This is a genomic window from Streptomyces sp. NPDC086080 (genome assembly GCF_044540255.1).
In the GTDB taxonomy this organism is placed as follows: domain Bacteria; phylum Actinomycetota; class Actinomycetes; order Streptomycetales; family Streptomycetaceae; genus Streptomyces.
Genome location: NZ_JBITRU010000020.1, coordinates 75,067 through 87,712 on the forward strand (window position 1 = coordinate 75,067; position 12,646 = coordinate 87,712).

Genomic DNA, 12,646 nt, shown 5'->3' on the forward strand with positions numbered 1-12,646 from the left:
TCAGTCGTCGAAGTGGGTCTTGGAGCCCGCGGTGGACGTCGTCGTCCCCACCTCGCGCAACAGCGCGTGGTCGCGGGCTGCGATCCGTCCGTCACCGAGGACGTTCAACTGCAGTCCGGAGTCGTACGCGTACGGAGTGGCAACAGCCAACTCAACTGCCGGGCGTGCGTAGTTGAGCGCGAACGGTTGCATCGTCTCTCCCTCGTCGGTGCTGCGCCGACCGAGCAACGGCCCTCTGCGCGCCGCTGTTTGGTCCGCCGACTTTTTTAGCTTCCAGAGACTTATACGAATCGAACGGGTGGTTGGTTTCCTTACGGAGCGTAGTCATCGGCGGGTTGCCTGCCCGGCCGCCGCGAAGACGCTCCGGGCAGGGCCTTGCCGGCGGAACCACGCAGGGAGCGCAGAGCGAGCAGAAGGACCCCGATGTCGTCCAGGTAGACCGGGTCGGGCAGCAGATCGGCCGGCAGCACCAGATAGAGGACCGCGCCCCAGAACACCCAGCGCGGCCCCGTGGGCAGACCCGCCCGCCGCAACTCCCGCCGGGTGCGGACCAGACGGACCAGAACGGCGACGGCACCCGCCAGTACCGCGGCCGCGAGGACGGCGGCGACGGTCAGCAGGACGGTGGTCGACTCCAACGGTTCACTGCCCTCCTGGGGTGACCGGCGTACCGCGGCCCGCTGCCGCGGTACGGCCTTCTCTGAGCGGATTCCCGCCGACGGCCACCGTATGACGGCGGGGACCGGCCATGCGCGCACGCGCCCGATGCCCCGCCACATTCCGGTGGAGCCCGGGATCGTCGCAGGTCGTTCCGGTGGACCGGTCACGTGGCAGCGAGGTGTGGGGCGCCCGGTCATGGCCATCGGCGTTCCCATGGAGCGCGGCCGGACGCGGGGGAGCGTGCCGGGCCTCGTGCCGGCGGCCGGTCCGCCGGGCGGGCCTCGGCGGTCCGGCGTCGTCTACTGCCGGTCCGGCGTCGGCTCCCCGGGCTCGCGGGGCGTGGCACGGCGGGACCTGGCGGTGGGCTTGAGGCGTTCCAGGGTGCGGGTCAGCTGCTGGAGCGGTGACGAGGGGGCCGGCCCGGGGGCTGCGGGCGGCTGCCTGGCGGCCGGGACGTCGGAGGAGGCGTCCTGACAGGCGGCCAGTGCCTCGTGGGCGCGTTCGGCGGCCTCGCGGTACAGGTCCCGGGACTTGGTCATGGCCTCCAGGGCCTCGGCGTACATGGCCACCAGCGCGCGCTCACGTTCGAGTTCCTCCGCGAGGGTGAGCAGGTGCCAGTCCTCCCGCAGCGCGGTCAGGGCCGCCCGCGCACCGTCCGGCAGCGCGCGCGCAGTCGCGTCGTAGCGGGTCACCGCGTCGACCAGGCCGGCCGGCTCGGTGCCGTCGAGGAAGACCGCCCGTACGGCGAAGGCGCCGGCGTCGTACCCCTCCGGGACCGGAGCGCCCGGCAGCACCGCGGCACCCCCGCGGGGAACCTGCACACCGAACTCCCGCAGCGCCCAGTTGGCCACCCGCAACTGCTGGGGGGCGGCCCGGTGCTCCACGACCCGGTGCCGCAGTCCCGGCGGCAGCCAGTGCGCGAGCGGCACCCGGCCGCGTTCGTCCGTGGTCATCGCCTCGTGGACGACGACATGGATGTGCCACGCGTCACGCACGCAGTCGCGCAGCAGCCGTCGTACGGCCTTGTCGTCGTCCGGAAGGGGGTTGAGCTCCCCGGGGCGCAGTCCGGTCGCCGCGTCGTGGTTCCAGTCGGCGTCCTGCTCCGGCTCCCAGAACATCCCGGTCGGGGACGGCCAGGCCCGGTCCCAGGGCAGCTCCGCCTCCGCGACCAGCGTCCACTCCCGGCCCTCCGCCGTGCCGGGCGCCAGACTCAGCCGGGCACGTACGGTGACCTCCCGGGCGACCCGCGTCCGAGATTCGAACACCAGGTCAGGAGCGGTGTCGGCGGCGGGGAGTTCCAGGAAGTCGTCGATGGCCCGGCCGTCCTTGAGCCGGCGCAGACCGCGCCGCAGCGCCTCGTCCGCCCGGTTTCCGGTATGGCGGCCGCGGGCCAGCCAGACCGTGGGCGGGATCGTGGCGTGGGCTGTGGAGGAGTTCGGCATGGGTCCATGGGGGAGCGGGGGCGCGTGCTCCTGCCAGTATCGTCGCCGCCGGCCGGCGACATGACACGGGGGTCCACCGGGCGGCGGGCCCCGTGGGCGCCCATCCGCCCCGTACGGCCCTTGTACGAGGTGGGCGAACGGCATGAGCGCACGGCGTGTCGCGCGCGGGGTGTGCGCGGAGCACCCGTGACGACCGCGGTTCACCCATGGTCCGGCGGTACGGCCGTCATCACCATGGGCCTGAGAGCAGGGCCGGCCCACCATCCGCATCGGGGCCGGTCCTGCCCGCACCGCACCCGGGCGACCGGCTCCGTCGTGGGGGCAAAAGCCCGGACCTTACCAGCGGCCCGCCCCGTGCGTCGCATATTCCCCAGGAAAACACCAAAGCTCCTGCCTCGATCGAGCACACACCGTAGCGTCGACGTCACGTTCGCGGTACAGCCGTGCGAGGGAGGGGGATCCGGCGTGCCCGGAATCGACGAGAGCCTGCTGGAAGCCATGCGACTGCCCGGTGCGCGAGGTGCCCTGGTGGTCGACTGGATCAGCGGGCTCGCCCTGGGCGCGGTCGGCGAGGCCCCGGGGGGCGACGCGGAGGCCACGGCCGCGGAGACCGCGGAACTCGCCCGCCAGGCCATGGAGAGCGGCACCCTCGCCGCGTCCGACGGCGGCGGGACGGGGGTCACCGGCAAGGAACCGCCCGTCGAGGACCTGATCCTCACCAGTGCGGACGCGTATCACCTGCTGAGGTTCGTCGTCACGACGTTCGACAGCACGGTGTTCCTCTACCTGTGGCTCGACCGCACCGACGGCAACCTCGCCCTCGCCCGTATCCGGCTCTCCGTCATGGCGGACCGGCTGGTGCTCGGATGACGACAGCGCCCTGCACCGACGGATCCGCCCCCGAGCTGCTGGGCACCCTCGCCGCCGACCACGCCACCGGCGCGCTCTCCACGGAGACCGGCGTCTTCTACCTCTCGGCGGGCCATGTCGTGCACGTCGAATCCGCCCACAGCCCCGACCTCGGCGACCTGCTCACCCGCAGCGGCGCCGTCGCCCCGGCCGGCTGGTGGGAGGCGGTCGAACGGGCGGGCGCCGTGCACGGCGTCGGCCGCCAGCTGGTGGACAGCGGACGCCTCACCACCGGGGCGCTGGAACTGTGCCACACGGGCGCGCTGTTCGACGCGGCGTACTTCGCGCTCGCCCACGACGGAGCCGCGCTCCGCTTCCGCCCCGGCGTCGGGCACTGGCTCGGCGCGGTCCGCCCCGTACCGGTGGCGACGGTGCTGCGCGAGTCGCGGCGCCGCCGTGACCTGCTGCACCGCATCTGGCCCGACCCGGCCGTCGACACCGCACCGCTCACCCGCGCGGAGGGCGCCGAGTCCGCCGAGCTGCCGCCCCGCCGGGGGCGCACCCTGGCCCTGGTCGACGGTGGCCGCACCGCCGCGCAGATCGCCTCCGCCCTCGCCTGCCGCACCTTCCACACCCTGGTCGAACTACGCCGCCTGGCCGCCGACGGGCTGGTCACCCCCGCGCCACCCCCGCCCGCAATGTCCGTCCACTCCGTCCCCGACGCGAGCGGCGCGGCGTGGGACGAGCCCGACACAGCGCTGCTGAGACGGCTCCTGGACGCCTTGGAGGCACTGTGATCCGCGCGCGCCGACAGCGTGCCGAAAGGAGACTGCTCATGGCCGTCGAGACCGACGTGCTGGACGAACTGCGTCGGCTCCGCACCCGTATACCCCGGCTGGCCGGGACCCTCGCGGCCACGGTCGACGGCCTCGTCCTGGCCCACGACGCACCGGACACCGAACCGGAGGGACTGGCCGCGCTCACCGCGGCCGCGCTCGGCGTCGCGTACCGGATGACGGACGCCGCCACCCGGGGGGAGTTCCGCGAACTCCTGGTGCGCGGCAGCCAGGGCTACATCGCGACCTACGCGGCCGGAACCACGGCCGTCCTCACCCTGCTCGCCGACGACCGGGTCAACGTGGGCCGGCTGCACCTGGAGGGCCGGCGCAGCGGCGCCCGGATCGCGGAACTGGTGGACACCCACATCGGCCCGGGCGCCGGGCGGCACGCCGACCGGCTCATGGCCCGGGAGATCCCGGCACGGCCGCAGGACCCGGACCGGCCCATCGGCACCCTTCCGGTGCGGACCCCGCAGCTGCCCGCACACCGGCCCCGGACCCAGCCCGGAGGCTGACCCCCGACCTCTCCGACCGGCCGGACGCCCGCGCATCATCCGGCGGCCGGCCCGAACCACCCATTCATGACCGAAAGGACACACTCATGGCCAACACCGAGACCTCGCTCAAGGAATGCCTCGCCTCCATCGACGGCGCGACGGCCGCCGCGCTCGTCGACTACACCAGCGGCATGGCCCTCGGCACACTGGGCGGGAGCAAGGACTTCAACCTGGAGGTCGCCGCCGCCGGCAACACCGACGTCGTACGGTCCAAGCTGCGCACCATGGAACACCTGGGGCTGAACGAGGAGATCGAGGACATCCTCATCACCCTGAACAACCAGTACCACCTGATCCGCCTGCTCAAGGGACGCGGCGGCAACGGCCTCTTCCTCTACCTGGTGCTCGACGCGGCCCGGGCCAACCTCGCCATGGCACGCCACCAGTTGCGCCGCATCGAGGCCGAACTGGAGGTCTGATCCGGTCCGGGGGCCCCGCGCGCCGTCAGGGCACGCGGAGCCCCCGGACCCCGGCCGGGGGTCAGGCCGCCTCGGGCAGCCAGAGGTCGGGGCCGAACACCTCGTAGTGGACGGACCGGGCGGGGACCCCGGCGGCGAGCAGCTCGCCGCGCACCGCGCGCATGAACGGCAGCGGGCCGCACAGGTAGACCGTCGCGTCCGCCGGGACGTCGATTCCCTCGAGGCTCATCAGACCGGCGCGGACGCCGGGCTCCTCCGCGCCGGGACGCTCGTACCAGAACACCGCCTCCGCGTCGGGCAGTGCGTTCACCGTCTCCAGTGTCTCGGCGCGCAGGGCGTGTTCGGCGGGCGAGCCGTCGGCGTGCAGGACGAGCACCCGCCGGGTGGAGTCGGTGGCCTCGAGCCGGGCGAGCATGCCGAGCATCGGGGTGCAGCCGATACCGGCCGAGATCAGCACCAGTGGGGTGTCGGCCTCGTCGAGCGCGACATCACCGGCCGGCACGGAGAGGGTGAGTTCGTCCCCCGTGCCGACCCGGTCGAACAGCAGGTTGGACACCTCGCCGTCCGGGGCGCCCTCCGCTCCCGCCACCCGCTTGACGGTGATGCGGCGCAGCTCGTCCCCCGGGTCGGAGGAGAGGCTGTACTGGCGCAGCTGGTCCACCCCGTCGGGCATGCGCAGTTTCACGCTGACGTACTGGCCCGCCCGGGCCCGCGGCGCCGGCTTGCCGTCGGCGGGGCGCAGCAGGAGCGACACCACGTCGTCGGTCTCCTCGTGGCGCTCCACGACCGTCCACGGACGCCAGACGTCCCCCGGCTCGACACCGGCGTCGTGGTACAGCCGGGCCTCCCGCGCGATGAGCGCGCCGGCCATCAGCCAGTACACCTCGTCCCAGGCGGCCGCGACATCCGGGGTCACCGCGTCGCCCAGCACCTCGGCGATCGCGCCGAACAGGTACTTGTGCACGATCGTGTACTGGTCGTCGGTGATCCCGACCGCGACGTGCTTGTGGGCGATCCGGGCCAGCAGGGCGTCCGGCCGGCTGTCCGGGTCGGCGAGCAGCGCCTGGGCGAAACCGGCTATGGACCCGGCCAGAGCCCGGCGCTGTGCCCCGCTGGCCTGGTTGCCCCGGTTGAACAGACCGTCCAGGAGTTCCGGCCGGTCGCGGAACATCGTGCCGTAGAAACACGTGGTGATCTCATCGAGCGCCCCGGCCACGGCGGGCAGGGTGGCCCGCAGTACGGCGGCGGACTCTTCGGACAGCATGAGGTCTCCCAAAGCGGTGCGGAACAAGGGTGTGGGACCGCGGGTCCGGACCGGCGGCAGGACCTGTATAGCAATCAGAAACGCCTGTTTCCGGGGGTAACGGGGCTCCTGAGGCACGGCGGGACCCTCGTCCCGCCGGAAGGGGACCTCCGGCCCCGGCCGGCGGCGCGGAACAGGGCCGAACGGCCCGGGGGACCCGGGACGGCCGGAGGATGGTCCCCGCCGGACCCGCGCGCAGGCCGATGCCGTACCGTCGTCTTTATTGGACCGTTACCGGGGCGCCGGTCGGCAGACAATCGGGCGGCGGTGCGCGGGCGATGGGGACGGGAGGCACACGGGTGGCAGACTCCGAGTGGGACGAGGAGGCCCGCGTACGGCTGCCTCAGCTGAGGCTCGACGAGCTGCTGGAGGAGCTGCAGGCGCGCATAGACGCGGCCCGCGGCACCCGCGACCGGGTGCACAGCCTGCTGGAGGCCGTGCTGTCGGTCGGCAGGGAGCTGGAGCTGGAGCAGGCGCTGCACAGCATCGTGGAGGCCGCCGCGGCGGTGGTGGACGCGCGGTACGCGGCCCTGGGTGTGATCGGCCCGGACGGCAAGCGGCTGTCCGCCTTCCACACCGTCGGCGTCAGCGACGAGGAGATCCGCCGCATCGGCCACTATCCCGAGGGCCACGGCATCCTCGGTGAACTGATCCGGCATCCGGAGCCGCTGCGGGTGGCGAAACTCTCCGACCACCCCAACTCGTACGGCTTCCCGGCCAACCACCCGCCGATGGACACCTTCCTCGGGGTACCCATCCGGGTCCGCGACCAGGTCTTCGGCAACCTGTATCTGACCGAGAAGCGGGGCGGGGCGCAGTTCGACGAGGAGGACGAGTCGGTCCTGTCCACCCTCGCGGTCGCCGCCGGTGTCGCCATCGACAACGCCCGCCTCTACGAGGAGTCCCGGCAGCGCGAACGCTGGCTCCAGGCCAACGCCGAGATCACCCACGGCCTGATGTCCGGCAGCGAACGCGGCGCGGCGCTGCTGCTCATCGCCGAGCGCGCCCGGGAGATCACCGGAGCCGCCCTCGCCGTGGTCGCGGTGCCCATGGAGGGCACCGACGCGCTCACGGTGGAACTGGCCATCGGACAGGGGGCGGACACCCATCGCGGGCTCGTCGTGCCGGTCGGCGGCAGCCTGCTCGGCCGGGCCTTCAGCGCGGGCGCTCCCGTCACCAGCACGGACATCACGAGTGACGACCGGGTCTTCCCCGGCGCCCAGAGCCTCGAGGACCTCGGCCCGGCCGTCGCCGTGCCCATCGGGTCGGGCGACCGGGTGCGCGGCATCGTCCTGCTGGTCCGGTCCGCCGACCGCAACCCCTTCACCGACAAGGAGATCGAGCCGCTGCAGGGATTCGCCGCCCAGGCGGCCGTGGCGATGGAACTGGCGGAACACCGTCAGGACGCCGAGCAGATCGCCGTGCTCGAGGACCGCGACCGCATCGCCCGCGATCTGCACGATCTGGCGATCCAGCGGCTGTTCGCCACCGGTATGACCCTCCAGAGCGCCGGCCGGTTCGTCGAGCACAAGGAGGCCTCGGAGCGGGTGCTGCGGGCCGTCGACGACCTCGACGAAACCATCAAGATCATCCGGTCGACCATCTTCGGCCTGCGCTCCCGGGAGACCGCCGGCGCCGGCGGAGCGGGCCTGCGGGCCCGCGTCGTGCGGGTGGTCGGCGAGGCCGCGCCGCTGCTCGGGTTCGCGCCCAGTGTGCGGATGGAGGGCCTGATCGACACCCAGGTGTCCAAGGAGACGGCCGACCACCTCGTGGCCGTGCTCTCCGAGGCCCTGACCAACATCGCCCGGCATGCCGGCGCCGACCGTGCCCAGGTCGTCCTGGAGACCGACGGGCGCGAGGTCCGGCTCACGGTCGAGGACAACGGAGTGGGCATCTCCTCCGGGGGCCGCCGCAGCGGGCTGCGCAACATGGCCGAGCGCGCGCAGCAGCTCGGCGGCTCGTTCGACATCATCGGTCCGCCCGACGGGGGCACCAGACTCCTGTGGCGGGTGCCGGTGGGGGAGGAATAGGCGTCCCCCATCCGGTGTGTGCCGGGCACCCGCCGGGGGTACTCGACGACGGCCTCCGGTCGCGGCGGCCCCGGTCGAGCCCCGCCCGGCACGGGTCCGGTGCCGGTGAGGGCCGGGACCGGACACCGGGGTACGGCGCGCCCGGTGCCACGGCAGGGGACGACGTCCGGGGGCGCGGGACCGCCGCCGGCGGGAGGAGCGTCGAGTGACGGACTGGACCTGGGAGTACGAGGGCTACGACCCCGCCGACGCCCGCCTGCGGGAGTCCCTGTGCACGCTGGGCAACGGATACCTCGCCACCAGGGGAGCGCTGGCGGAGTGCTCCGCCGACGAGGTGCACTACCCGGGGACGTACGCGGCCGGTGTCTACAACCGGCTCACCTCCGAGGTCGTCGGACGGCAGGTCGAGAACGAGGACATGGTCAACCTGCCCAACTGGCTCCCGCTGCGCTTCCGACTGCCCGGCAAGTCCTGGCTCACCCCCGACACGGCGACGGTGCTCGACCACGTGGTGACGCTGCACATGTCATCAGGACTGATGGAGCGCAGGACACGGTACGGCCTCGGGGCGGGACGCGCGCTCCTCGTGCGCCAGCTCCGGTTCGTGCACATGGCCGATCCTCATCTGGCGGGGTTGCGCACCGAGTTCACCGCCGAGGGGTTCTCCGGCCCCCTGGAGACCGAGGCGGCGCTCGACGGGGCTGTCACCAACGCGGGGGTGCCCCGCTACCGGGAGCTGGACGGCCGCCACCTGACCGATGTGCTCACCGGCACGAGCGCCGCGGACACGGTGTGGCTCGGCTGCCGTACCCGTACCTCGGACGTGCGGATCGCCCTCGCCGCCCGGTTCACCTCGCCGGCGCCCGTCACCGTCCGGCACGACCGTCCGCGTGCCGTCCAGACGACCCGGCTGGACCTGGCCGCCGGACGCACCGTCACCGTCGACAAGATCGTCGCCCTGCACACCTCCCGCGACCCCGCGATCAGTGACCCGCTGCACGCCGCCGTCGACCGGGTGAGCCGGGCGGGCGGTTTCGACGAGCTGCTGGGACCGCACCTGACGGCCTGGGAACAGCTCTGGCGCCGGGCCGAGCTGGACGTGGACGACGAGGCGGAGCGCGTCCTGCGGCTGCACCTCTTCCACGTCCTGCAGACCCTCTCCCCGCACACCGCGGACCTGGACGTCGGAGTCCCGGCACGGGGACTGCACGGCGAGGCCTACCGGGGACACGTCTTCTGGGACGAGCTGTTCGTCCTGCCCTACCTCAACCTGCACTTCCCGGAGGTCTCGCGCGCCCTGCTGCACCACCGCCACCGGCGCCTGGAGCGCGCCCGCACCGCCGCGGCGGACGCCGGGCGCAGGGGCGCGATGTACCCGTGGCAGAGCGGCAGCGACGGGCGGGAGGAGACCCAGCAGCTGCATCTCAACCCCCGCTCCGGGCGCTGGCTGCCCGACCACTCCCACCTGCAGCACCATGTGGGGTCGGCCATCGCCTACAACGTGTGGCAGTACTGCGAGGCCAGTGGCGACGAGGAGTTCCTGCACACCAAGGGCGCCGAGATGCTGCTGCAGATCTCCCGGTTCTGGGCGGACTCGGCCGACTTCGACGACGGCCTGGGCCGATACCGCATCAAGGGCGTCGTCGGACCGGACGAGTACCACGACGCCTACCCGGACGCCGCCGGGCCGGGCCTCGACGACAACGCGTACACCAATGTCACGGCCGCCTGGGTACTCACCCGCACCCTGGAGGTGCTGCGCGGCCTGCCCGAGCCGCGGCGCCGGGAACTCGCCGAGCGGACCGGACTGGACGCGGGCGAGCTCGAGGAGTGGGAGGAGATCTCCCGTATGCTCCACGTCCCCTTCCACCACGGGGTCATCAGCCAGTTCGAGGGCTACGGGGAACTCACCGAGCTCGACTGGCGGGGCTACCGGCGCCGGTACGGCGACATCCGGCGGCTGGACCGGATCCTGGAGGCCGAGGGAGACAGCGTCAACCGCTATCAGGCATCCAAGCAGGCGGACGTCCTGATGCTGGGGTACCTCTTCTCGCCCGCCGAACTCCAGGGCGTCTTCCACCGGCTGGGCCTCAGCCTGGACGAACGGACCTGGCGGCGCACGGTGGACCACTATCTGCACCGCACCAGCCACGGCTCCACCCTCAGCGGCCTGGTCCACGGCTGGGTGCTGGCCCGGGCCCGCCGTGCGGACGCCTGGAAGTTCTGCCAGGAGGCTCTCCAGGCGGACATCGCCGACATCCAGGGCGGCACCACCGGTGAGGGTATCCACCTCGGCGCCATGGCCGGCACCCTCGACCTGGTACAGCGCGGACTGACCGGTCTTGAGACCCGCCGCGGTGCCCTGTGGCTCGACCCGGTGCCCCTGCCGGAGCTGTCCTCCTACGGCTTCACCCTGCGCTATCACGGCCACTGGGGCGTGCGGCTGCGGCTGGAACGCGGTCTGCTGGAGATCACCGTGCCCTCGTCAGGGCGCTCCCCGATCGAAGTGCACCTCCCGGACCGTCGCACGGTCGGCGTCGAGCCGGGCGAAACCGTCCGCCTGCCCCTCGCGGACTGACCCACTCCGAACGCCGTCCGCTCCCGATCGAACAGGCGCTCTGCGGCGTTGCCCCACCGACCGCGGAACCGCCCGGAGCGACCGGCTCGGCGACACCCTCCCCCGCCGGGCGGACCGCCCGCTCCGGCAGCCAGGGCGCGCTGCGCCGCGGCCGCCCCCTCTCCCTCCGCCCACCCCGCCGGTCAGGCGGGTGCGCTCGGCTCTCGGCAGGGTGGGGGCGCTGCGGCCGAGCGGTGTCGTGCGCGTGCGCGCCGTCCTGTGACGCCGGCGCGTCACCTCGGCGGGGTGCGCTCGGCCGGGAGCGGAACGGGGGTACGGCGGGCCGGTGCGCCGCTCCACCCGCCGGGCTCGGGCCGGGCCAGAACCGCCCGGCACGCGCCGCCTGCCGCAGGCGGCCGGGAAGCGCCGCGCGGAGCCGTGCCCGGTGCACGCCTCGGCCCGGCGTGCCGGTGTCCGGGCCGACCGCCCAGGGGGGCCGCTGCGGTCCCGGGGCCGGGTGGTCCGCATACGGCCGTGCCGCCGCGTGCCGCCTTCCCGGCCGGAGGCGGGCTGGCCGGGGAGGCGCCTCGTCTCCTTCCGCCCACCCCGCCGGCAGGCGTTACGCGCCGCTCGCCCGCAGCATGTCCTCGCGCTCGACGATCTTCACGCGCTCGCGGCCCTCGGGCTCGCCCAGCGCCTTCTCCGCGGCGTCCAGGCGGTACCAGCCGTCCCACGTGGTGAAGCGGATGCCGCGCTCGGCCAGGAACGCGTCCACCGCCTCCGGGGCCGGCGAAGCGGGCGCCGGCAGCCGCCCGCCCGCGTAGTCCTCCAGCAGGTTCGCCACGGTCTCGTTGGCGTCGCCCTTGGTGTGGCCGATGAGGCCCACCGGACCGCGCCGGATCCAGCCGGTGACGTACGTGGAGGGCAGGTGCTCACCGGTCTCCTGGACGACCCGGCCGCCCTGGTCCGGGACCGTGCCGGAGTCGATGTCCCAGGGCAGCTTCGGGAGTTGGTCGGAGAGGTAGCCGACAGCCCGGTAGACCGCGCTGACGTCCCAGTCCTTGAACTCGCCGGTGCCCTTGACGTTCCCGGTGCCGTCGAGTGCGGTGCGTTCGGTGCGCAGACCGACGACCTTGCCGTCCTCGCCGAGGATCTCCACCGGGGACTCGAAGAAGTGCAGGAACAGCTTGTGCGGGCGGTCCCCGGCATCGCGGATCGCCCAGTTCTCCAGGGTCTTGGCGACCATGTCGGCCTGCTTGTTGCCGCGCCGGGTCGTGATCGAGCCCTCGTCGTAGTCGATGTCCTCGGGGTCGACGACGACCTCGATGGTGGGGGAGTGGTCCAGCTCCCGCAGCTCCATCGGGCTGAACTTCGCCTGTGCCGGGCCACGGCGCCCGAACACATGCACCTCCAGGGCCCTGTTCCTCTTCAGGCCCTCGTACACGTTCGGCGGGATCTCCGTCGGCAGCAGTTCGTCGGCCGTCTTCGCGAGGATCCTGGCGACGTCCAGGGCGACGTTGCCGACACCGAGGACGGCGACCTTCTCGGCCTCCAGGGGCCAGGTGCGGGGGACGTCCGGGTGGCCGTCGTACCAGGACACGAAGTCCGCGGCGCCGTAGGAACCGTCGAGGTCGAGCCCCGGGACCGGCAGCGCGCGGTCGGCCGTCGCGCCGGTGGCGAAGATCACGCCGTCGTAGAACGCGCGCAGATCGTCGAGGTGGAGGTCGGTGCCGTAGTCCACGTTGCCGAACAGACGGATCTGCGGCTTGTCGAGCACCTGATGCAGGGCGGTGATGATGCCCTTGATCCGCGGGTGGTCGGGAGCGACGCCGTACCGGATCAGTCCGAACGGCGCGGGCATCCGCTCGAAGATGTCGATGGACACGCCCGGTTCGGCGGCCACGTCGGACTTGAGCAGGGCGTCGGCGGCATAGATCCCGGCGGGGCCGGATCCGACGATGGCTACCCGCAGGGGGCGGGGCATGGTCAG

The 12,646-nt window shown here is 73.2% G+C and carries 11 protein-coding genes; 6 read left to right on the forward strand and 5 right to left on the reverse strand.

The annotated features are described in order from the left end of the window. The 3 genes from tgmA to ACIF9R_RS23360 form a co-directional block, all read right to left on the reverse strand. A complete protein-coding gene (gene tgmA, locus ACIF9R_RS23350; protein ID WP_103541913.1) occupies positions 1-192 on the reverse strand; it encodes a putative ATP-grasp-modified RiPP in 192 nt (63 codons plus the stop codon). Between the two features lie 119 nt (positions 193-311). After that, a complete protein-coding gene (locus tag ACIF9R_RS23355; RefSeq protein WP_399983269.1) occupies positions 312-638 on the reverse strand; it encodes a YkvA family protein in 327 nt (108 codons plus the stop codon). 321 nt (positions 639-959) lie between these two features. After that, entirely contained in the window at positions 960-2,102 is a 1,143-nt protein-coding gene (locus ACIF9R_RS23360; protein ID WP_399983271.1) for a hypothetical protein, read from the reverse strand. A gap of 465 nt (positions 2,103-2,567) precedes the next feature. On the opposite strand from ACIF9R_RS23360, the gene ACIF9R_RS23365 reads away from it, so the two are divergent. The 4 genes from ACIF9R_RS23365 to ACIF9R_RS23380 all read left to right on the forward strand — a co-directional run bounded on the left by ACIF9R_RS23365 (position 2,568) and on the right by ACIF9R_RS23380 (position 4,766). Beyond that, positions 2,568-2,972, forward strand: a complete 405-nt coding sequence (locus tag ACIF9R_RS23365) for a hypothetical protein (protein ID WP_399983273.1) — start codon at positions 2,568-2,570, stop codon at positions 2,970-2,972. Continuing rightward, positions 2,969-3,748, forward strand: a complete 780-nt coding sequence (locus ACIF9R_RS23370; protein ID WP_399983275.1) for a hypothetical protein — start codon at positions 2,969-2,971, stop codon at positions 3,746-3,748. The genes ACIF9R_RS23365 and ACIF9R_RS23370 overlap by 4 nt, the downstream gene beginning before the upstream one ends. Before the next feature lie 38 nt (positions 3,749-3,786). Next, positions 3,787-4,305: a roadblock/LC7 domain-containing protein gene (locus tag ACIF9R_RS23375; protein WP_399983278.1), complete on the forward strand. Its 519-nt coding sequence runs from the start codon at positions 3,787-3,789 to the stop codon at positions 4,303-4,305. 86 nt (positions 4,306-4,391) lie between these two features. Further along, positions 4,392-4,766 carry a hypothetical protein gene (locus ACIF9R_RS23380; protein ID WP_399983281.1) on the forward strand — a complete coding sequence of 125 codons (375 nt, stop codon included), beginning with the start codon at positions 4,392-4,394 and terminating at the stop codon, positions 4,764-4,766. 61 nt (positions 4,767-4,827) lie between these two features. On the opposite strand, the gene ACIF9R_RS23385 is transcribed toward ACIF9R_RS23380, so the two are convergent. Continuing rightward, positions 4,828-6,030: a globin domain-containing protein gene (locus ACIF9R_RS23385; RefSeq protein WP_399983284.1), complete on the reverse strand. Its 1,203-nt coding sequence runs from the start codon at positions 6,028-6,030 to the stop codon at positions 4,828-4,830. Between the two features lie 317 nt (positions 6,031-6,347). Between ACIF9R_RS23385 and ACIF9R_RS23390 the strand changes: the two genes are divergently transcribed. Further along, positions 6,348-8,099 (forward strand): GAF domain-containing protein, encoded by a 1,752-nt coding sequence (locus tag ACIF9R_RS23390; protein WP_399983286.1) that lies wholly within the window; start codon positions 6,348-6,350, stop codon positions 8,097-8,099. A gap of 205 nt (positions 8,100-8,304) precedes the next feature. Beyond that, positions 8,305-10,677: a glycoside hydrolase family 65 protein gene (locus ACIF9R_RS23395; protein ID WP_399983289.1), complete on the forward strand. Its 2,373-nt coding sequence runs from the start codon at positions 8,305-8,307 to the stop codon at positions 10,675-10,677. 598 nt (positions 10,678-11,275) lie between these two features. Here ACIF9R_RS23395 and ACIF9R_RS23400 read toward each other — a convergent pair. Further along, positions 11,276-12,640 (reverse strand): FAD-dependent oxidoreductase, encoded by a 1,365-nt coding sequence (locus tag ACIF9R_RS23400; protein ID WP_399983416.1) that lies wholly within the window; start codon positions 12,638-12,640, stop codon positions 11,276-11,278. Between the last annotated feature and the right edge of the window lie 6 nt (positions 12,641-12,646).